Genomic DNA, 22,051 nt, shown 5'->3' with positions numbered 1-22,051 from the left:
GTTTCCGATTACTGGTAAGTGAGTGTTAGAAATGGCTATGACCAAGCATGATGAGAGCTGGTGGAAAACCGCAACCATCTATCAAATTTACCCAAAAAGCTTTTGTGACAGCGGCAGTAAAGGCACGGGCGATATTAAAGGGATCATTTCTAAACTGGATTATCTAAAACATCTCGGTGTGGATGCGATTTGGCTGACGCCAGTGTATCAGTCTCCAATGGTTGATAACGGTTACGATATCTCCGATTACTACGCGATCAATCCAGAGTTCGGCACTATGGAAGATTTCGATACCCTGTTGGCAGAGGCTCATCAGCTGGGCATTCGAATCATCATGGACATCGTGGTCAACCATACTTCGACTGAGCATCATTGGTTCCAATCCGCATTAGGGGACAAAAACAGCCCATACCGTGATTACTACATCTGGAAAGATCCGGTTGATGGCGCAGAGCCCAACAACTGGCAATCGAAGTTTGGAGGCAATGCTTGGGAATTGGATGAAGTGACAGGGCAGTACTACTTGCACCTTTTTGCTAAAGAGCAGGCGGATTTGAACTGGGAAAACCCAGTGGTGCGTGAAGAAGTCAAAGAAGTCATCAGCTTCTGGGCAGACAAAGGCGTGGATGGTTTCCGTCTTGATGTCATCAATCTGATTTCTAAACAACAAGATTTCCCAAGCGATGATATTGGCGATGGCCGTCGTTTCTATACTGATGGTCCTCGCGTGCACGAATATCTGCAAGAAATCAGCGAAGCCGTGTTCCAAAAGTACGGCAGCGTGACGGTGGGTGAAATGTCTTCCACCACGCTAGAGCACTGCCAGCAATACTCTTCGCTAGACGGCAAAGAGCTATCCATGGTGTTCAACTTCCACCACCTGAAAGTGGATTATCCGAATGGTGAAAAATGGACCAAAGCGCCGTTTGATTTCATTCAGTTAAAGCAGATCTTCAACCATTGGCAAACGGGCTTGAATGGCAAAGGGTGGGGCGCACTGTTCTGGTGTAACCACGATCAACCTCGTGTGGTCAGCCGCTTAGGTGATGATAAACAATACCGCGTCGAGTCGGCGAAAATGCTGGCGGCGTCTGTACATATGATGCAAGGCACGCCGTATGTTTATCAAGGAGAAGAGATTGGTATGACCAACCCAGGTTACACTGAGATCAGCCAGTACCGCGACGTAGAAAGCACCAACATGTACGACATCATGGTTAACCGCGATGGTGTATCACACGAGGAGATGATGGCGATTTTGGCGCAGAAGTCGCGTGATAACTCACGTACGCCAATGCAATGGAATAGCCAAAAGCACGCTGGTTTTACCGAAGGCACACCGTGGCTTGAAGTGGCGCAGAATTACTCTGAAATCAACGCAGAAGCAGCGGTTGCTGATTTGAACTCGGTGTTCTACTTCTACAAACGTTTGATTGAGCTACGTAAACAGGTTCCGGTGATCACCGATGGCCGTTATGAAGATTTATTGCCAGATCATCAACGCATTTTTGCTTACGCTCGCCAGAACGACAAACAAACGCTGCTGTGTATCAACAACTACTACGCTGAAGAGGTGGAATGCGTTCTGCCAGAGCGTTTTGATATGAGTAAAGCGAAAAACTTGCTATCTAACTATCAAAACTCAGCGAGTGCAGTCGCGTCAAACCATCAAGTATTACGACCTTACGAAACTCGTATTTTATTGATAGAAGAATAAACTCGGGTGTCACCCCCTAAGATTGATGTTCGAGATAAAGGCTTTGGTGTGCTCCCCAAAGCCTTTTTTATTGAGATGCGAGATACTTGTGGAGTACAGGCTTATTTTGTTTCAATTGCTGTTAGCAGCACTTTCTCTTCATTGACTTGTACTTGTTGTACTTTTAGCAGTTCGATTTGCTCAATCAGACCTAAGCTCGGGTTAAACCAACGTTCTGCCGAAGTGGCGAACTCCATTGAGTCCATATCATCGCAGTTTAGGTTGTAAGTATTCTCTTCCGTCAGGTACGCCGCTTCAATTTTCTTGCTTGAAATTGAGAACGTTTTACGTAAGCCAGTCTCTCGGATTTGCTGCTGCCAAACCACTTGGCAAGATGCTGTCATTGGCAGGTTTTGCACCCACTCATGCTCTTCAAAACTGTCTAGTAGGTTGTGAACTGCGTAGCCTGTTAGAGTGGTTTGCAGAGATATGGTCTCTTCACCGATATCAATGTTCGGGCTTTTCTCTTTTACGTCGTCACCGTTGAGACGGAAAATAGGGCTGCTGTGCATCAGCATGGCAACAAACTGCTGGTTAATGGAATAAGCGTCGGTGACTTCATGAAGTGCGCCATCAGAGCCTGCAAAATAAAGCGTATTGCTCTCTTCATCGTCGTTGTACTGTTCGTCAGAATAGTAGAACTGTTTGGCGCCGTAGTTCACCAAGTCATTAACCAACTGGACCATTGCCTCGCTGTTTGGGATTTGTGCCAATGCTGCCAATATTTGCTCGCTATCCATCGCTTGAAAGCTCAGCTTCATGTCACCTTCAGATTGGCCATCCAAGCTAAACGAGTAGCTAAGTTGTGTGTTTGTCTCGGGAGCGAAAATGGAGTTTTGAATCGCGATGTCGAAACTTTCTTGAGGCACTTTGTTTGGATTAGCGCTGCCAGAAGACGAACCTCCGCCACAGCCGTAAAGAGCCAGAGTTGCGGCTGCGATAAGCGTCATTTTGTTTAGCATGGTTTACATTCCTGATTGATAAGGCCGCTTCATGTTGGGCCGTTGCTTGAATGCGAGCATGCTAAGTTCAGTGAGATAAAAAGGGCAAAAAACAAAAGCTAATAGCGCTTAACGAAAGCTTAATTTTATATTTAGGTCTTTGTTTTATTTGGGCTTATTTCGTTAGCTACGTTGGTGCAATACTCATTGATGAGCGCTTTCCATCGGCTGATAATTTCTTGATCGGTCAAACTGACATGCAAAGTTTTCCATGGTTGAAGGCAAGTTTCTTTCGATTCTGATTGAGAAAGACGTTCAAATAATGTCTCGGAGGGTAAAACGCGCAGCAGTGCCACCAGTGATTCCATGTAGTTGAGACGGAACTGTTCAAGTTTGTTTTGCTTATAAGCGATGTGAGACACAAACGTATAAATCAGCGCGTTTTGAATGCGTGAGTCGCCATCTGGAGTAGTCAACAGAACTTTTGCTCGGTCTAGGTTACCTAGTTTGAAATGCAACACGCCCAACCAGAGGCTTAGCTCATCTGGCAAAACATCGAACGACGACTGAACTTGCGTCAAATACGCTTCCAGCTTTTGAGGCTCTTGCTCGTATAACGCGAGATGCCTTGCGGTTGTGATAGCTGCAAACTCATCAGCTTGTTGGAGAGGTTGGTTAGAAAAGACATTCTCAAACAGCATTTTTTGGTGAACGTCTGACAGCTGCCATGTGCTTGCCGAAGGTGCAGGCAAGTTGAAGTATTGCGCGACATCTGAGTGAATTTGGAAGATATCCGATTGTAGGTCGGATAAGTGCAGTGTGTATTCGTTGCGAAACGCCAGTTTCCCTGTCGCAGGATAAATAAGGTTCATCTGAGCTTTCAAGGTGCCTTGCTCTGCGCCGTCTTTTAACTCTATGTTGAGTTCGTAATCACTGGTCTGCATGTTTCGCGCGCCAGGGAAATACGGCGTATGACCGATAGGATCAAGAAAGTAACTGGGAGCGTCTTGGTTGGCGATGTCGGTGTATGGATATTCGACCTGTTGTTGCAGCAAGATGGCTTTGACCAGTATGCGATATTTTCTTGCTTGGGAGCCAATCGCATCGACACGGTTGAGCAGCAACTCGACTTTGGGGATAAGTAACTGATGACGTGTTTGCTGCGTTGAAATCTCTTGGCGTTGCCATAACAAGCTTGCGAGCGTCACGCTACAAACCACAAGTACGGCACATAAGCTATAAGCCAAAATCAGCTTGATGTTCTTACGGTTCGCAACTTGAGCTGTAATAGCACGTCGATGGTTTTTCGCTGGTGGCACTAAACGGATATTCGCTGGGTTTAGAAAGTAACCTTTGCGAGGATAAGTGACCAAGAGCTTAGTCGCATCGTACTCGGGGAGATGCTGTTGTAGCAGCGCACGTAAGGTGCTAATGCGGTTAGTGAGTACATTCTTAGAGATGAATTTGCTCTGCCAAATGGTTTCGATAATGGTATCGGCAGAGAGCGGATGTCCCACGCTTGTTAGCAGCAGCTCTAATAACTCAATGGTACGAGGTTCGAGATCAATCGCGACAGTGTCTTGATGAAGAGTTTGTGTCTTCGGATTATAGACCAACTCGCCAATCGCAATACAACTGTGAGTTTGTTTGGCTTGTTGCAAAAAATCGCGCATACCGCACCGCGTTATTTGGAAATGGCGAAATATTATATAGCGATTGGAGCGCGAAATCTTATAAATTGCGCTCCAATTATCATCAAAAGTTTATGAACCGTAGGTCACGGAATAGCGATGAGGCTTGTGGTTCATCGCTAACACGACATTCAGTGCAAACGCGCCCAAAATCGAAAGACCAATTACTTCTGGAGTGACAAAGAAGAATGACGCAAACAGGATGCACGCATCGATTGCCATTTGGCTTTTGCCAACTGAAATGCCAAATTTGTCCTGAATAAATAAACACAGCACGTTAAAGCCACCTAAGCTGGAGCGATGTCGGAACAAGATCAGCATACCGAGTCCCATTAAAAGCCCACCTGCGACGGCACAATAAACTTCATTTACCGATTCGAGCGAGATTAGCAAATAAAGATGATCGGCAAAGATAGAAACCAAAGCGCCAGAAATGGCACTATTAATGGCGAAATGACGGCCGAAGCGTTTCCATGCTAGCAAGTAAAAGGGACTGTTTGCTAAAAAGTACAGCACACCAAACGTAAAAGGTGTAAATTGGCTAATAAGCAGAGCCAATCCTGTCGTCCCCCCTGTTAGGAGGTTTGCGGATTGGAGAAAGAAAACGCCTTGAGCTACCAAAAAAGTACCCGTGAGAATCGCTATCCAGTCTTCTTTTAATGAGTGTTTTTCCATCAATGTTGCAGTCATTAGTGATAAATAAGGCGTGCATAGTAGTAAAAAGATGATCTTTTCGGTAGCTAGAGGGTAAAATTTACGGTAAACCTATGTAATTGCTGTTTTACAGGGTGTAAAGCACAAAATTGACAGGCAATAGATCGTCGTTATGCAATTGCAATGCGGGCGTGATACAGATTGCTTGCCATCATGAAAAAACTGCATGAGAAAAATTGTAAATTTCTCTTTATGACCCAGATCAAATTATGTAGAATGCGCGCCATTAGGGTGACGAAAACGTTTGCGTAGGGTCATTCAACAGTTTTTTTGCAACTTTCAGTACTAATCTGAGTCAGGAGATACAGATGCTTAAGCGTGATATGAACATCGCAGATTACGATGCGGAACTGTTCGCAGCTATCCAGGAAGAAACTCTTCGCCAGGAAGAACACATTGAACTTATCGCTTCTGAAAACTACACAAGCCCACGTGTAATGGAAGCGCAAGGTTCTCAGCTAACGAACAAATACGCTGAAGGCTACCCAGGCAAGCGTTACTACGGCGGTTGTGAGTACGTAGATAAAGCGGAACAACTTGCTATCGACCGTGCATGCAAACTGTTCGGTTGTGAATACGCGAACGTACAGCCTCACTCAGGTTCTCAAGCAAACAGCGCGGTTTACATGGCGCTTCTTAACCCAGGCGATACAGTTCTAGGCATGAGCCTAGCGCACGGTGGTCACCTGACTCACGGTTCTCCAGTAAACTTCTCTGGTAAGCACTACAACGTTATCCCTTACGGTATCGATGAAGCGGGTCAAATCAACTACGACGAGATGGAACAGCTAGCGCTTGAGCACAAGCCTAAGATGATCATCGGTGGTTTCTCTGCTTACTCGCAAATCGTTGATTGGAAGCGCATGCGTGAAATCGCTGACAAAGTAGATGCTTACCTTTTCGTTGATATGGCGCACGTAGCGGGTCTTATCGCAGCAGGCGAATACCCAACACCTGTTCCACACGCTCACGTAGTAACAACAACAACACACAAAACACTAGCAGGTCCTCGCGGTGGTCTTATCTTGTCAAATGCTGGCGAAGATATGTACAAGAAATTGAACTCAGCAGTGTTCCCTGGTGGTCAAGGTGGCCCTCTAATGCACGTTATCGCTGGTAAAGCAGTAGCGTTCAAAGAAGCGATGGAGCCAGAGTTCAAAGCTTACCAAGCTCGCGTAGTGAAAAACGCAAAAGCAATGGTTGGTCAATTCCAAGAGCGTGGCTACAAAATCGTATCTAACGGCACAGAAAACCACTTGTTCCTTGTGGACCTGATCGACAAAGACATCACTGGTAAAGATGCAGACGCGGCACTAGGTGCAGCAAACATCACAGTGAACAAAAACTCAGTACCAAATGACCCACGCAGCCCATTCGTAACGTCTGGTATTCGTGTAGGTACGCCAGCGATCACTCGTCGTGGCTTCACTGAAGAAGACGCAAAAGAGCTAGCAAACTGGATGTGTGACGTTCTAGATAACATCGGCAACGAAGAAGTTATCGAAGCGACTAAACAGAAAGTGCTCGAAATTTGTAAGCGTCTACCGGTTTACGCCTAACTATTCTTCATAGAATGAGTCAATTTCGGTGTCGAACATACTCACTTGCTCGCGCAAACTCCGTGTGTTCTCCTAGAACTCGACTCATCTATTTTGAACATTGATATACTAAAGGTCCTCAATTGAGGGCCTTTTTGTTTGTCTGGCGTTTGGAATGAGATATAGCGAAGAGTGTGTGATAAGGAGATGGCTACCAACACTGTCCCTTTTCAATATATCCAAACCACGTCATTCCGACGAGCCTAGGCGAGATCAGGAATATTGTTGAGGCACACTCTTTTACTCAGAGTTTCCCTAAAAATCATCAGTACGTTGGAAACTGATTCTCAATCACGCTCGTTCCTCGCTGTTCAGAATGACAGTGGTAGAATGGCTTTTTATCATCATTTGCCAGATACAAAAAAGGTTGGCACTGAGCCAACCTTTTCTCTTCAAAATAAGCGAGTGCTTATTTAATCTCGATGCCTTGAGCCTGCATATCAGCATGGTAAGAAGAGCGAACAAATGGACCACACGCTGCGTGCGTGAAGCCAAGCTCTAGTGCAACTTCTTTTAGCTCGTCAAACTCTGATGGCGGAACGTAACGCTCTACTGGCAAGTGGTGACGGCTTGGCGCTAAGTACTGACCTAGAGTCAGCATCGTTACGCCGTGTGCGCGTAGATCTTTCAGTACTTCGATGATTTCTTCTTTGGTTTCACCAAGACCCATCATCAAACCAGATTTGGTCGGTACATCTGGATGCTGCTCTTTGAACTTCTTAAGAAGCTCCAGCGACCACTTGTAGTTTGCACCTGGGCGAGCTTTACGGTAAAGACGTGGCGCTGTTTCTAGGTTGTGGTTGAAGACATCTGGCGGGTTATCTTTCATTAGATCAAGCGCTACGTCCATACGACCACGGAAGTCAGGAACCAGAGTTTCAATCTTAATATGCGGGTTCAACGCACGGATCTCGCGGTTACAGTCGGCAAAGTGCTGTGCACCACCATCACGCAGATCGTCACGGTCTACAGAAGTGATTACTACGTATTTCAGCTTCATATCGGCGATGGTTTTCGCCAGTTTTTGAGGCTCTTCTGCTTCCGGTGGTAATGGGCGGCCATGAGCAACGTCACAGAAAGGACAACGACGAGTACAAATGGCACCTAGGATCATGAAGGTAGCTGTACCGTGGTTAAAACATTCCGCTAGGTTAGGGCAAGATGCTTCTTCACATACGGAGTGAAGTTTATTCTTGCGCATCGCCGCCTTGATGTCTTGAATTCGTTGGCTGTCGGCTGGTAGCTTGATCTTCATCCAATCAGGCTTACGTAGCACTTCTTTCTGCTCTGTAGGCATGTTCTTTACGGGAATCAATGCCATTTTATCGGCGTCACGATATTTAACGCCTTTTTCCATCTGGATTGGTTTGCTCATGCTTTATTACCTTGAGAAGGTGCTTCTGTGCTGAATTCTACTTGCTCATAGTCGAGCAAAGTAACGAGTTCTTCTATTAATTGTTTTTCTACGGCTTCTACATTGTCTGGGCCGCCAAATTGGCTGACCTGAACCATTTCCATACCTTCATAACCACAAGGATTAATACGCAGAAACGGTGTTAAATCCATATTTACGTTCAAGGCTAAGCCATGAAACGAGCATCCTTTACGAATGCGTAAACCGAGAGAGCATATTTTTTTACCGTCAACGTAAACGCCTGGTGCGTCAGGTCGCGCGGCCGAATCGATATTGTATGCTTTTAGCGTGTTGATCACGAGGTTCTCGATAGTGGTAACGAGATCTCGTACACCTAATTTTTTGCGGCGTAAGTTGATCAAGAAATAGGCGACCAACTGACCAGGGCCATGATACGTAACCTGGCCTCCGCGATCACTTTGTACAACAGGAATGTCACCAGTGTTAATAAGGTGCTCAGCTTTACCTGCCTGACCTTGCGTAAATACTGGATTATGTTCTACCAACCAGACTTCATCAGGGGTTTCTTCTGTGCGTTGGTCGGTGAACTCATGCATCGCCTTCCATACAGGCTCATAGTCTTGGCGGCCAAGTCGTTTTACAACAAGTTGGTGTTGCATGGGAATTCCTGTTGCTAATATATAAAGTTTTTGGATTATAAACCGGATAACCCTGATGCTCTACCGCTGAGTAACAGATTTTTAACTGAAAGCGATGTAAAGTTTTGTTATCTGGTTGATAAATAAAAAGAAAGCAGCCGAAGCTGCTTTCAAAAAAAATTTAATCTATCAAAAAATTATAGAACCATGCGCACGATGTCAATTTCACCTAACTCTTTGTATAGCGTCTCAACTTGCTCGATAGACGTTGCAGTGATGTTGATTGATACCGAGTGGTAGTTGCCCTTAGCACTTGGTTTAACGGTCGGGCTGTAGTCACCTGGAGCATGGCGCTGAATAACTTCAAGAACAAGCTCTGGAAGTTCAGGCTTTGCATGACCCATTACCTTGTAAGTAAATGAACAAGGGAACTCAAGCAGGTCTTTTAATTTTGCATCAGAGTTGATGGTTAGCATATCGATAACTCCAGTAGATATTCGTTGCGGTGCGAAATAGTACAGTCAAATTAGGGGGAACTCAAGACGAGGATCTCAAACTTAAAAAGCCGCCCTTTCAGGCGGCTTTGCGAATAAGTTTGCTACTCTAACGTTCTTCTTAGAAGAAGCTCTTGAATAACAATACGATGTAATCCCACATGCGGCTAAATAGACTACCTTGCTCTACGGTTTCTAGTGCCATTAGTGGGTATTCGGCAATATCTTCACCATCGATCTGATAGTATAGCTTACCAACTACATCACCTTTATTAATTGGGGCTTCTAGCTCTTTTTCAAGAACGAAGCTGGCTTTTAGGTTTTTCGCTTCACCACGTGGTAGTGTTACGTAAGTATCTTGGTCAAGGCCCAACGCTACAGTGTCTTTGTTACCCATCCACACTTTTTCTTCAACGAACGTTTCACCTGCTTTGTGCGGTGCTACTGTTTCGAAGAAACGGAAGCCGTAGCTTAGTAGCTTTTTGCTTTCTGACTTACGAGCATTGGCATCTTTCGTGCCCATAACGACCGCAACCAAACGCATTTGGCCTTCAGTTGCTGAACTTACTAGGCTGTAACCCGCATTGCTTGTGTGACCCGTTTTGATGCCATCAACGTTCATGCTCTTATCCCAAAGTAGACCGTTACGGTTGTATTGGGTGATGCCGTTGTAAGTAAATTTCTTCTCTGAGTACACGCGGTACTCATTTGGTACGTCACGGATCAGGGCTTTACCTAGCAATGCCATGTCGTATGGTGTCGAGTACAGCTCGGCGTTATCTAGACCATGAACGTTGGCAAAGTGCGAGTTCGTCATACCTAGTGTGTTGGCCCAAGCGTTCATTAGGTCAACAAACGCATCTTCTGAGCCTGCAATGTGTTCAGCCATTGCTACACAGGCATCGTTACCAGACTGGACGATGATACCGCGGTTTAGGTCACGTACTTTTACAGTTGTGCCCACTTCAATGAACATTTTTGATGATTCAGGGAAGTTTTTCGCCCATGCATTTTTACTGATGGTGACATCGTCATCTTCTGAGATATTACCACGCGCTAGTTCTTGGCCGATTACGTAGCTGGTCATCATCTTAGTCAGACTGGCTGGAGACAACTTTGTGTTCATCTCTTTCTCTGCCAGCACTTTACCTGAATGGTAATCCATCAGTACGTAGCCCTTCGCCGCGATTTGAGGGGCATCTGGAACAACGATAGGTGATGCAAGAGCAGATTGAGCGAAAGTTGCAGAAAGGGCAACCGAAGAAACGAGAATAGATTTCACAAACTTATTTTTATTCATGGTAATTCAAATTTTTGGGTTAACTGCGGACATCTTATCAGAATCCCCAGCTATGTAAGAGGGGATCGAGGAGAAATTCATGACACTAGGTCATTTGGCAGTGTTGTGTTTTTTAATAAATGCAGACGAATAGCCGAGCAACTTTACTTTATCTAGAGTGGCTTGCGTCAGGGAATAGTCAGTAAATGGCCCTAACAACAAGCGATAAGACTCTTTCGCATTTTCTAGGAAAGTTTCTGTATCCAGTTTTTGACCAAGCTCTGTCCCTAAAGTTCGTGCGCGTTCTTCACTTTTTGATGATGCCACCTGAATAACGTACTTAGGGTGCGCTTCTAAAGATTTTTTATCCGTGGGCTGATTGATACTGATTACTTCAATTTCCACGTTAGCTGTACCTGTTTTTATCACATCTAACTTATGTGCTGCGGCATAGCTTAAATCGATAATACGGCCATCGTGAAACGGACCTCGGTCATTAACTCGTACTACGGTGGTTTTGCCGTTGTCAGTATTGGTAACTTTTACGTAACTTGGTAACGGTAGCGTTTTATGCGCAGCCGTCATTGAGTACATGTCATAGATTTCGCCATTAGAAGTCAAATGACCTTGGAACTTCTTCCCATACCAAGATGCGCGGCCTTTTTCTTTAAAGCCTTTGGCATCGCGAACTATTTTGTAGTCTTTGCCACGCAAGTGGTAATCTTTGTTCCCACCTAGGCTGTACGGTTCATATTTAGGGTGCGCATCCTCGATGTGTTCGACTGAAAGCGGTGTATCCGGTGCAACATCGGATTCGAGTTCGTAACGGCCTTCTTGTTCTTTTTGGCTAGTTGATGAACAGCCTGCCAAAATAAGAGCAGAGAAAACCAAGGAATATAAAGCGCGTTTTTGCATGTCTAGGTCGCCTTAGAGAATGCTTTTCGGTGCGTATGAATTGACATCAGAATACCAAAGCCAGCCATCAAAGTTACCATTGATGTGCCGCCATAACTAATGAGTGGCAACGGTACACCTACTACAGGTAGGATGCCACTTACCATGCCAATATTTACAAAAATATACACGAAGAAGCTGAGTACAATACTGCCTGCCATCATTCGTCCAAATGCAGTTTGCGCTTGGCTGGCGAGGTATAAACCTCGTCCAATAATAAATAGATAGATGGCTAAAAGGCAAAGGAAGCCAATCATACCCCATTCTTCAGCAATTACTGCAAAGATAAAGTCAGTGTGTCGTTCAGGAAGAAATTCCAGTTGTGATTGAGTGCCTTGCAACCAACCTTTGCCTGAAATACCACCAGAGCCAATCGCGATTTTACTCTGAATAATGTGGTAGCCCGCACCAAGCGGATCTGACTCTGGGTTAAACAGAGTACGTACGCGAACTTTTTGGTATTCGCGCATCAAGAAGAACCACAAAATCGGAATGAAACCACCGAGTGCGATGGCGGCACCAGCGATGATTTTCCAACTAATGCCCGCGAGGAAGATAACAAAAATACCGGAAGCGGCGATTAGAATAGAGGTCCCTAAGTCAGGCTGTTTTGCAATGAGGATGGTTGGCAAGCAGACCATAATCAGTGCAACGATGAGTGTTTTTAGCGTTGGCGGAAGGGGCTGTCGACCAACATAGCGTGCCACCATTAATGGCACCGCGAGCTTCAATAACTCGGAAGGTTGAAAGCGCACAAAACCGAGGTTAAGCCAACGTTGTGCGCCTTTAGATGCTTCACCGAAAAACAGCACGCCAAAGAGCAGTATGACGCCGCCGACGAACATCAAAGGTGCCAAGCTCTCGTATGTTCGTGGAGAAAGCTGCGCAAGAACGATCATCACAACGAGTGAAAGCACCATCCGCATAGCTTGGCGATCCATCATCAGTAAACTTTGGCCACTAGCGCTGTACATGATCACTAGGCCAAACCCCATCAGCGCCAATATGCCAAGTAGGAGTGGTAAGTCGATATGGAAGCGTTCAAACAGGGCGCGATTTTTACCTGTAGAGGGATCCATCTTCATTACTGTTTTACCTCTTTCTTCGCATTGTTATCAGGCTCAATTTCTTCTGGGCCAAGTACGACTCGATCAAAGATCTTTCTCACTACTGGGGCTCCGTTGCTAGAACCACCGCCAGCGTTTTCTAGCACTACAGTGACGACCACTTTTGGATCGTCAAATGGTGCAAAGCCAGTAAATAACGCATGGTCACGTAAGTGTTCGGCGATCTCATCTGCGTTGTACTCTTCGTTTTCACCCAGACCGAAGACCTGTGCAGTACCTGATTTACCCGCTGTTTGATAACTCATTTTGTAGAATGAGCGTCGAGCTGTTCCGCGCGTGCCATGGTTTACACGACGCATACCTTCTTTCGCCATATCCCAGTACTTTTTCGGTACATTCTTGATTGGCGGGTAAGTCACGTATTCTGTTGTTTGTTGTTCTTCGAAGTCGTTGCCGTTCTCTATCGTCGCTTTTAGTAAGTGAGGTGCGATCACTTCTCCCTCATTTACTAATACGGAGGTCGCTTTGGCGATTTGCATTGGTGTTGCTGTCCAATAACCTTGGCCGATACCCACAGGGATCGTATCGCCTTTGTACCACGGGGTTTTATGGCGAGACATTTTCCAGTCACGAGTCGGCATATTCGCCTTACTTTCTTCGTAGATATCGATGCCAGTGTAATCACCAAAACCGAACATCATCATCCAATTCGAAATACGGTCAATACCCATGTCATAAGCGATTTGATAGTAGAAGGTATCAACAGACTCTTCGATCGACTTAATGATATCGACGCGTCCGTGTCCCCAACGCAACCAGTCACGGAATGGGCGAGTGTTGGAGTTTGGTATGCGCCAATAACCTGGATCATTTCGCGTAGTGTTCGGTGTGACGACACCTTCTTGTAGCGCGGCTACCGCCATAAATGGTTTGATGGTAGACGCGGGTGGATAAATGCCAAGTGTGGTTCGGTTGACCAAGGGACGGTTTTTATCGTTCAAAAGGGCGCGATAGTCTTTACCTGAGATTCCGTGCACGAACGAGTTAGGATCGTAGCTAGGGCTTGAAACCATAGCCAGTACGCCGTTGTCTCTAGGATCGATCACTACAGCACTGCCTCTGCGGCCATCCAATAATTGGTGTACGTACAGCTGCAAGTTGATATCAAGGTTTAAAACGATGTCTTTTCCGGGTACAGGTGGAACGTACTTTAACGTACGAATTACTCGGCCGCGGCTGTTTACTTCGACTTCTTGATATCCGGCCGTACCGTGTAAGAGGTCTTCGTAGTATTTTTCGATACCCAGCTTACCAATGTCGCGAGTGGCTTGATAGTTTGCGTCTTTTTCTTCTCGGATCAGGCGCTGCATGTCGCGATCATTGATTCGAGAAACGTAACCAATCACGTGGGTTAATACTTCGCTGAAAGGGTAATAGCGCTTTAAGGTCGCACTTATTTCTACACCAGGAAAGCGGTACTGATTGACGGAGAATACCGCTACTTGTTTTTCGTTCAGTTGGGTAAGCAGTGGGACTGACTTAAATCGACGAGTCCGTTTACGCTCTTGGTGGAAACGTTCAATCTGATCTGGGGTAATTTCCAGAATGGTTTGTAGTTCTTGGATGGTTGCATCAATGTCTTTAATTTTTTCTGGAGTCAGTTCTAAGTTAAAGACGGGACGGTTCTCTGCCAGTAAAACACCATTTCGGTCATAAATCAGACCTCGGTTAGGCGCGATAGGAACCACTTTGATACGGTTATCGTTCGAGCGGGTTTGATAATCTTGAAACTGGTTCACCTGAATGTTGTACATGTTGGCGACCAGAGCTCCCATCAAGAGAACAATGCCGATAAAAGCGACAATAGCGCGGCTGGCAAACAGACGCGCTTCGGCTTGATAATCTCGGATTTGACTGCGGCGCTTACGAATCATTAACGCTTGGCTCTAAAGTTAAACAACGATTATTCGCGGTGGTAAGGATGGTTCGCGGTGATGCTCCACGCTCGGTACAAGCTTTCTGCCATTACGATACGCACTAAAGGGTGGGGTAGCGTTAAGGCAGACAATGACCAGCTTTGGTCTGCTGCAGCTTTGCATGCAGGAGCGAGTCCTTCAGGACCGCCGATTAAGATTGATACATCACGGCCATCTAATTTCCAAGCTTCTAACTGCTCAGCAAGTTGAGGAGTGTCCCATTTTTTACCTGGGATATCTAACGTGACGATACGGTTGCCTTTTGGTACCGCAGCGAGCATCGCTTCCCCTTCTTTTTGCAGGATGCGAGCGATATCGGCATTTTTTCCACGTTTGCCAGCAGAGATTTCAATCAACTCCAATGGCATATCATGTGGGAAACGGCGACGATATTCTTGAAAGCCTTCCTCAACCCATTTTGGCATTTTTGTGCCAACAGCAATTAGTTGAATTTTCAAAAGATTAACCCCAGAGTTTTTCTAGCTGGTAGAGTTCGCGGTGCTCTTCTTGCATCACGTGAAGCATGGCGTCGCCCATATCTAGGACTACCCATTCACCTTCGTTTTCACCTTCCATTCCTAGTGGCTCAAGACCGGCTTTTTTCACTTCTGTTGCAACGTGGTCAGCGATGGATGAAACGTGGCGTTTGGATGTGCCAGTACAGATGATCATGTAATCTGTCACGCTTGATTTATCTTCCACATTTAGGACGATAATGTCTTCCGCTTTCATGTCGTCGGCTTTATCAGCTAAAAAGTCTTTCAGTTCTTCGCGAAGCACTCGGTTTTCCTCGGTTTGTCTCTTATCTCTACAGTGTTTTACATTCTTGCTTGCAAAACAGGTCGCGCACTATATCACGCTTTGATTTTTAAATTGCCAGCTTAATATCAGGAGAGCAGGTTTCTAAGCTCAACTGATGAATAGTTGGCCATACAGACTCGTCATATTGAGTTTTGGCTTTTATCTCTGCTTGAGCCAACAAGGAGAGCAATGCACAAATACGACTCGCCGATAAGCGGGTCAGTGCTGCGTTATAGAGTGGACGCTTGTTTTGCCAAACTCGATATTTCTCAAATACCTGGTTCATTCCCATTTGAGTTAAGTCTTGATGCATATTTAAAAGTTGGCTCAACTCTTTTTGTACACTTCGAATCAAGATCACGGTCTCGACCCCTTCCGCCTCAAGTTGGCGAAGAATACGTTGTGCACGGTTTGCTTTACCTGCCAGTAAGGCGTCGATCCAGTTAAACGTAGTAAAGTGATTATGGCGACTTAGGGCTTCCTCTAAACGTATGATGGTCAGCTCACCATCCGGGTAGAGTAGGGCCAATTTCTCTAAGCTTTGTGACAATGCAAACAGGTTACCTTCATGCCATTGAGCCAACATTTGCAGTGATTGTTGATCGGGTTTTAGGCCCAACGTGCGGCAACGTGCCTGAATGAACATAGGTAAGCGTTGTAGATCTGGCGACAAACAGCTTACCCAGTCGCCTTTTGAGCTTAATGCTTTGAACCATTTCGCATTTTCTTGGGCTTTGGTCAGTTTGCTACCAACAATGGCGAGCATGATGTCATCATGCAGCATATCACACAGTGTTTGCAGCTCTTTGCTGACGGCGGTTGTCACGCCACTTTCTGGGATTTCAAGCTCGATCAATTGACGGTTTGAGAACAGGCTCATCGCTTGGAAGCAATCGTAAACTTGATTCCAGTCGATGCTTGCGTCTACCGCAAAACGGTGTTTTTCCTCAAAACCTTGTTGAAACGCTGCCTTTTGGATTGCTTGGCGGCTCTCTTGAATCAGTAACGGCTCATTCCCAAAGATTAGGTAAACTTGTTTAACGTGTTTAGTTAAATGATCCGTTAATTTATCGGCATAAATTCGCATAGTGATTAAGAGTTTGTATTCGCTGGCTCAGAGATTTGTCCAGCTTCATATTCGGCGCGAATACGACCCAACTGGCGCATCATCTGTTTTGCAGCTTGCAAGCGCATCTCGTCTTCAATTACGTCACGTTCAACAGATTTTGCAAGTGCCGTTAACGGGTTGTCTAGGTAGTTGCGGTTTACTGTTGTCGTAAAGTTTTTAGAGCCATAGCCAGGAATCGTCACACGGTATTTTACTACGTATGTCAGCTCTTTTTCTGCTGCACGGCTATTTTGATACAGAGACAGTGTACGCTCATCGATAGTCGCTTCCGTCAAATGAAGGTTGGGTACAGTCGATGATGGTTGAACAAGTTCAACTTTGTTCAGTTCGAGTTGAGAGCGTACATAGCGAGTCAATTCACTGTATTCATCGTAGCTGGAGAAAGACATAGTGTGCAGCCCTTCCGGTACGGAATACTCGCCGCGAAGGTGAAAACCACAGGCAGAAAGAAGCCCCGCTAATACCAATACCACTGGTAGTTTAATCAAAGAGAAAAAGCGCATTGATTGTATTCATCCTAAATTGAAGGGGTTATTTACCTTAAACCACTCATGTGAATGGTTTGAGGTAAATAAACAGGGTAGCGAACTACCCTGTTTAATGACTCTTGGTTAACAAATAAGTTCGCTAAACAGAGACAAATTGCAAGCTGTGATTAGTTTGCAACGATGTTCAGCAGTTTACCTGGAACGTAAATGACTTTACGAATAGTCAGGCCATCAGTGAACTTAACCACGTTTTCGTCGTTTAGACCAAGCTGTTCGATATCGTCTTTAGAGATATCCGCTGGGACTGTTAGCTTCGCACGTAGCTTACCGTTAACTTGAACAACGATAGTTTTTTCGTCTTCAACTAGCGCTTTTTCGTCAAACGTCGGCCATGCCGCGTTATCAATGTCTGTTTCACCTAGTGCTGCCCATAGCTCGTATGAGATATGCGGAGTGATAGGGTAAAGCATGACAACAATAGCTTTCAGTGCTTCGTCAAGAATTGCACGATCTTGCACAGATTCTTGAGGCGCTTTCGCTAGTTTGTTCATCAGCTCCATGATCGCTGCGATCGCGGTGTTGAATGTTTGACGACGAGCGATATCGTCCGTCACTTTCGCGATAGTTTTGTGAACGTCACGGCGAAGTGCTTTTTGATCACCAGAAAGCGCTGCGGTATCTACTGTTTCTGCTGCGCCTTTCGCTGTGTGCTCTTTCACTAGTTTCCAAACACGTTTTAGGAAGCGGTTCGCACCTTCTACGCCAGACTCTTGCCATTCAAGTGTCATGTCCGCTGGAGACGCGAACATCATGAATAGGCGTACTGTGTCAGCGCCGTACTTGTCTACCATTTCTTGAGGGTCGATACCGTTGTTCTTAGACTTAGACATCTTGATCATGCCTGAGTGCGTTACATCGCGACCTTCAGTGTCTTTAGCAGAAGTAATGCGGCCTTTACCATCACGTTCAACGGCTACGTCTGTTGGAGCTACCCACTCTTTACCGCCTTTCTCGTTCTCGAAGTAGAACGCGTCTGCCAGTACCATGCCTTGACACAGTAGCTGCTTGAACGGTTCGTCAGACGTTACATAGCCCGCGTCACGTAGCAACTTGTGGAAGAAGCGTGAGTACAGTAGGTGCATACAAGCGTGCTCGATACCGCCGATGTACTGGTCTACTGGTAGCCAGTAGTTTGCTTTTTCTGGATCTAGGATGTCGTCTGCTTGCGGTGAACAGTAACGCGCGTAGTACCAAGAAGATTCCATGAACGTATCGAACGTATCTGTCTCACGTAGAGCAGGTTCGCCGTTGAATGTGGTCTTCGCCCATTCTTTATCTGCTTTGATTGGGCTGGTTACGCCGTCCATTACCACGTCTTCTGGAAGAATCACTGGTAGTTGGTCAGCGGGTACTGGGTGAACTTCACCGTCTTCAGTCGTTACCATTGGGATTGGTGCGCCCCAGTAACGTTGACGAGATACACCCCAGTCGCGTAGACGGAAGTTTACAGTCTTAGTGCCTTTGCCTTCTGCTTCTAGCTTTGCTGCAATTGCATCGAACGCCGCTTGGAATTCTAGGCCGTCGAACTCACCAGAATCGAATAGTACGCCTTTCTCAGTGTATGCTGCTTCAGAGATGTCTAGCTCGCTGCCATCAGCAGGCTTGATAACTGGCACGATGTCTAGACCGTACTTCGTTGCGAACTCGTAGTCACGTTGGTCATGCGCAGGTACTGCCATTACCGCGCCTGTACCGTAGTCCATCAATACGAAGTTTGCTACGTATACTGGTACTTCACGGCCGTTCAATGGATGAATAGCAGTAAGGCCAGTAGCCATACCTTTCTTCTCCATTGTCGCTAGCTCAGCTTCTGCAACCTTGTTGTTCTTACATTCGTCGATAAACGCTGCAAGCTCTGGGTTGTTCTCTGCAGCAAGAGCTGCAAGAGGGTGGCCGGCTGCGATGCCCACGTAAGTCACACCCATTAGCGTATCTGGACGTGTCGTGTAAACTTCTAGGTCTTGTTGACCCTTAACTTCAAACTTCAGCTCAACGCCTTCAGAGCGGCCAATCCAGTTGCGCTGCATGGTTTTCACCATTTCAGGCCAACCTTCAAGCTTGTCTAGGTCGTCTAGTAGCTCTTGAGCGTACTCAGTGATTTTGATGAACCATTGAGGGATTTCTTTTTGCTCTACAGGCGTATCACAACGCCAGCAACAACCGTCTTCAACCTGCTCGTTTGCAAGAACAGTTTGGTCGTTAGGACACCAGTTAACAGAAGACGTCTTTTTGTAAACTAAACCTTTCTCGTAAAGTTTAGTGAAGAACTCTTGTTCCCAGCGGTAGTACTCCGGTGTACATGTTGCGAATTCACGGTTCCAATCGTAACCAAAGCCTAGAAGCTTAAGTTGGTTCTTCATGTATTCGATGTTTTCGTAAGTCCAAGGTGCTGGCGCAGTTTTGTTTTTTACTGCTGCGTTTTCTGCAGGTAGACCGAATGCGTCCCAACCGATTGGTTGCATCACGTTTTTGCCTTGTAGGCGTTGGAAACGAGATACTACATCACCGATAGTGTAGTTGCGCACGTGACCCATGTGCAGTCGACCACTTGGGTATGGGAACATGGATAGACAGTAGAATTTTTCTTTATTTGGGTCTTCACTTACAACAAAGGTTTTGTTGTCATCCCAGTGCTTTTGAACTTTTTGTTCAATATCTTGTGGGTTGTATTGTTCTTGCATCGATGGTATCCGTTATCTTGGAATTTGTGAGTTCGGTTAGAACAGACTTAAATAGATCGTCATAGAATACCTAAAGCTAGGGATCACAACAATAGCCAATCTGTACCCATGCGCCCTTAAGTGACGCAGGTAGGAGAAAGATGGAGGTCAGTTATGCCTAAACGTAAAACAGGTTATGAGGAAATGCTCGAGGATGTGATTGAAACCTTGAAGCACAGTCCGGAAGAAGTTAACAAAGCGATTGAGACGTCGGGCAAAGTGGTGGATGCTGCTAATGACTTGACCAAAGATGAATTGGCTTTAATCAAAGCGTACCTTAAAGCAGACTTAAAAGAGTTTTCAGAGAGTTACGAGGATAGCAAAAGCGGACCGTTTTACTTAACGATTGCGGATTCGATATGGCAAGGGCTGTTAGAGATAACAGACCGAACTAAAGTTGAGTGGGTTGAGTTGTTCGATGACTTAGAGCATCAAGGGCTATATGAAGCAGGAGAGGTGATAGGCTTAGGTACTTTGGTCTGTGATGAGTGTGGTCACAAGACAACGTATAACCACCCAACTGTAATCATTCCGTGTATTAAATGTGGTCACAAAGGCTTTACTCGCCAGTCATTAAAGCCATAAATGGCGCGTAACGACTGTATAATGTAATGAATAAAAAAGAGGCTTGGTCGCCTCTTTTTGGTCTTTTCTACTTTCAAGCTGTTCTTAATACCAATCGTAGTAAATAACTGGTCATTCTAGCTTGTTAAAATACTCGATAACTGCGTTAAGAATTTTGATTGTAGAATAACTACTTATCGAAAATTTTTGCCTTGTTCTCAAGCATTTTTCCTACGCTATTTCTGATCACTTATTTACTGTGATTGGTATAACTCTGTTTTCTTCTTAAGCCGAAAGCCAGCGCTAAACTTAACCCAACCCAAATATACAATGGCCAAGTACCAACGATTCGATATGGCGTTTTCCCATCGGTTGGGGTGAGCTCTGCGCGCAGTACTGCAGTTTCAAACTGCGGTACTTGCTCAACGATTTTACCCTCGTGATCGGTTACCGCTGTTAATCCGTTGTTAGTCGAGCGGATGAGCGGTTTACCTAATTCTAAGGCACGCATACGGGCGATCTCCATATGCTGAAGAGGACCGATAGAGTGACCAAACCATGCATCGTTCGAAAGCGTTAGAATGAAGTCTGTTTCGTCAGTCACATTTTGACGCACTTGCTCATTAAAGATGATCTCATAGCAAAGCGCTGGTGCCATGTGCATGCCATTCGCAACGATGTTGGGCTGCACAAAAGCCCCACGGCTAAACGACGACATCGGCAAGTTAAAGAATGGCGCTAATGGGCGCAGAATATCCTCAAATGGAACAAACTCACCAAACGGTAATAGGTGATGCTTATGGTAGCGTTCGCTCAAGTCGAAACTGTAGTCACCGTATGGTGTGATGCCAAGGGACAGAATACTGTTGTAGAACTGTCGATCCTCAGCTTGGTTGACGACACCAGTGATGATTGCGCTATTATTCATTTTTGCTGCGCTGTCAATATTGCTCAAAAATGAAGGCACTTCAATTTCAAAAGCAGGAATTGCAGCTTCTGGCCAGACGATAATATCAGCGTCCCAGTTTTCACGAGTGAGATCGGCGTATTTCATGATGGTTGGCCAACGTTGGCTTGGCAGCCACTTAAGGTTTTGGTCAACGTTACCTTGAATCAGCGCGAGCTTAGTCGTGTCTTCTGGCCGAGGTGTTACCCAATCGTAGTTTCGAATCCCAAAGCCTGTGCTGAGTAATACCGCAGGAATAATCACCATCAGCCACTGTTTATGAACCCAAGCATAGGCTAATGCCCCCGCACTAATAAGGATAAACAGAGTGAGCAGTTCCACGCCACCGATAGGCGCAAAGCTTGCTAGTGGAGCATCAATCTGGCTGTAGCCTAGCCATAGCCACGGGAAGCCGGTCATCACCCAACCACGCAACCAATCGCTGATTAGCCATAAAGCGGGCGCAGCGAGAAGCGCTTTTGTGAGCGTAAATTGAGGAAAGAGTTTGTTGTTGAGCCAAGCAAATAAGCCGGAATAAACAGCCAAGTAGGCGACAAGCAAGCCCATTAAAAATAAATTAGCAATCAGTGGCATGCCACCAAAGCCGGAGATACTGACGTACACCCAGCTAACGCCAGTTGCAAATTGACCTAACCCCCAAGCATAGCCAATCCACAGTGCGCGTTTCGGTGTTTGGTTAGCAAGAAGAATCAGTAGAATAGCTGGGCTAAGAATGGCAACAGGCCACAACTGGTAAGGTGCAAAAGCGAGCGTAGTAGAGGCGCCAACAAAAGCGGCCACTAAGGGCCGCTTGAGGCGATGAAAGAGTTCATTCATCATTATAATTTTCTGAGATTCCC

At 45.7% G+C, this 22,051-nt stretch carries 19 protein-coding genes; 3 read left to right on the top strand and 16 right to left on the bottom strand.

Annotation, left to right across the window (positions count from 1 at the left end):
• Positions 1–31 precede the first annotated feature (31 nt).
• The gene (gene treC, locus B7360_RS06190; RefSeq protein ID WP_085342968.1) at positions 32–1,717 is read left to right on the top strand and encodes an alpha,alpha-phosphotrehalase; all 1,686 of its coding nucleotides are present in this window, start codon (positions 32–34) and stop codon (positions 1,715–1,717) included.
• Between the two features lie 101 nt (positions 1,718–1,818).
• Here the strand turns inward: treC and B7360_RS06185 are convergent, their stop codons facing one another.
• The 3 genes from B7360_RS06185 to B7360_RS06175 form a co-directional block, all read right to left on the bottom strand.
• Positions 1,819–2,718, bottom strand: a complete 900-nt coding sequence (locus B7360_RS06185) for a hypothetical protein (protein ID WP_085342966.1) — start codon at positions 2,716–2,718, stop codon at positions 1,819–1,821.
• A 131-nt stretch (positions 2,719–2,849) separates the two neighbouring features.
• Positions 2,850–4,370 (bottom strand): winged helix-turn-helix domain-containing protein, encoded by a 1,521-nt coding sequence (locus B7360_RS06180; RefSeq protein ID WP_085342964.1) that lies wholly within the window; start codon positions 4,368–4,370, stop codon positions 2,850–2,852.
• A gap of 90 nt (positions 4,371–4,460) precedes the next feature.
• On the bottom strand, positions 4,461–5,063 hold the full coding sequence (locus B7360_RS06175) for a YitT family protein (RefSeq protein ID WP_031780204.1): 603 nt from the start codon (positions 5,061–5,063) through the stop codon (positions 4,461–4,463).
• 347 nt (positions 5,064–5,410) lie between these two features.
• Here B7360_RS06175 and glyA point away from each other — a divergent pair, with 347 nt between their 5' ends.
• Complete coding sequence (gene glyA, locus B7360_RS06170) at positions 5,411–6,661, top strand: serine hydroxymethyltransferase (RefSeq protein ID WP_005391333.1); 1,251 nt, start codon at positions 5,411–5,413, stop codon at positions 6,659–6,661.
• 448 nt (positions 6,662–7,109) lie between these two features.
• On the opposite strand, the gene lipA is transcribed toward glyA, so the two are convergent.
• The 12 genes from lipA to leuS all read right to left on the bottom strand — a co-directional run bounded on the left by lipA (position 7,110) and on the right by leuS (position 19,642).
• Positions 7,110–8,075, bottom strand: coding sequence for a lipoyl synthase (gene lipA / locus B7360_RS06165; RefSeq protein ID WP_005391329.1), 966 nt, complete (start codon positions 8,073–8,075; stop codon positions 7,110–7,112).
• A complete protein-coding gene (gene lipB / locus B7360_RS06160) occupies positions 8,072–8,734 on the bottom strand; it encodes a lipoyl(octanoyl) transferase LipB (protein ID WP_005391320.1) in 663 nt (220 codons plus the stop codon). The genes lipA and lipB overlap by 4 nt, the downstream gene beginning before the upstream one ends.
• A gap of 176 nt (positions 8,735–8,910) precedes the next feature.
• Positions 8,911–9,189: a DUF493 family protein YbeD gene (gene ybeD, locus B7360_RS06155; protein WP_005384135.1), complete on the bottom strand. Its 279-nt coding sequence runs from the start codon at positions 9,187–9,189 to the stop codon at positions 8,911–8,913.
• A 139-nt stretch (positions 9,190–9,328) separates the two neighbouring features.
• On the bottom strand, positions 9,329–10,507 hold the full coding sequence (locus B7360_RS06150; protein WP_012842069.1) for a serine hydrolase: 1,179 nt from the start codon (positions 10,505–10,507) through the stop codon (positions 9,329–9,331).
• Positions 10,508–10,597: 90 nt separating this feature from the next.
• Complete coding sequence (locus tag B7360_RS06145; RefSeq protein ID WP_085342963.1) at positions 10,598–11,401, bottom strand: septal ring lytic transglycosylase RlpA family protein; 804 nt, start codon at positions 11,399–11,401, stop codon at positions 10,598–10,600.
• Positions 11,402–11,403: 2 nt separating this feature from the next.
• Complete coding sequence (gene rodA, locus B7360_RS06140) at positions 11,404–12,525, bottom strand: rod shape-determining protein RodA (protein WP_005391317.1); 1,122 nt, start codon at positions 12,523–12,525, stop codon at positions 11,404–11,406.
• The gene (mrdA, locus tag B7360_RS06135; RefSeq protein ID WP_012842067.1) at positions 12,525–14,441 is read right to left on the bottom strand and encodes a penicillin-binding protein 2; all 1,917 of its coding nucleotides are present in this window, start codon (positions 14,439–14,441) and stop codon (positions 12,525–12,527) included. The genes rodA and mrdA overlap by 1 nt, the downstream gene beginning before the upstream one ends.
• A 29-nt stretch (positions 14,442–14,470) precedes the next feature.
• On the bottom strand, positions 14,471–14,941 hold the full coding sequence (gene rlmH / locus B7360_RS06130; protein ID WP_017821762.1) for a 23S rRNA (pseudouridine(1915)-N(3))-methyltransferase RlmH: 471 nt from the start codon (positions 14,939–14,941) through the stop codon (positions 14,471–14,473).
• 4 nt (positions 14,942–14,945) lie between these two features.
• Positions 14,946–15,263 (bottom strand): ribosome silencing factor, encoded by a 318-nt coding sequence (gene rsfS, locus B7360_RS06125; RefSeq protein WP_005373015.1) that lies wholly within the window; start codon positions 15,261–15,263, stop codon positions 14,946–14,948.
• A gap of 88 nt (positions 15,264–15,351) precedes the next feature.
• Positions 15,352–16,371, bottom strand: a complete 1,020-nt coding sequence (gene holA, locus B7360_RS06120; RefSeq protein WP_085342962.1) for a DNA polymerase III subunit delta — start codon at positions 16,369–16,371, stop codon at positions 15,352–15,354.
• Between the two features lie 5 nt (positions 16,372–16,376).
• Positions 16,377–16,916, bottom strand: a complete 540-nt coding sequence (gene lptE, locus B7360_RS06115) for an LPS assembly lipoprotein LptE (protein WP_085342960.1) — start codon at positions 16,914–16,916, stop codon at positions 16,377–16,379.
• Between the two features lie 152 nt (positions 16,917–17,068).
• Positions 17,069–19,642 (bottom strand): leucine--tRNA ligase, encoded by a 2,574-nt coding sequence (leuS, locus tag B7360_RS06110; RefSeq protein WP_085342958.1) that lies wholly within the window; start codon positions 19,640–19,642, stop codon positions 17,069–17,071.
• A 153-nt stretch (positions 19,643–19,795) separates the two neighbouring features.
• On the opposite strand from leuS, the gene B7360_RS06105 reads away from it, so the two are divergent.
• Entirely contained in the window at positions 19,796–20,266 is a 471-nt protein-coding gene (locus B7360_RS06105; RefSeq protein ID WP_005373024.1) for a zinc ribbon-containing protein, read from the top strand.
• A 229-nt stretch (positions 20,267–20,495) separates the two neighbouring features.
• Here B7360_RS06105 and lnt read toward each other — a convergent pair whose 3' ends face one another.
• On the bottom strand, positions 20,496–22,031 hold the full coding sequence (gene lnt, locus B7360_RS06100) for an apolipoprotein N-acyltransferase (RefSeq protein ID WP_085342957.1): 1,536 nt from the start codon (positions 22,029–22,031) through the stop codon (positions 20,496–20,498).
• Between the last annotated feature and the right edge of the window lie 20 nt (positions 22,032–22,051).

The sequence above is a fragment of the Vibrio sp. ArtGut-C1 genome, from assembly GCF_002105475.1.
In the GTDB taxonomy this organism is placed as follows: domain Bacteria; phylum Pseudomonadota; class Gammaproteobacteria; order Enterobacterales; family Vibrionaceae; genus Vibrio; species Vibrio diabolicus.
Note: the sequence above shows the minus strand (reverse complement) of the source record. Positions and strands in the feature narration are given on the sequence as shown.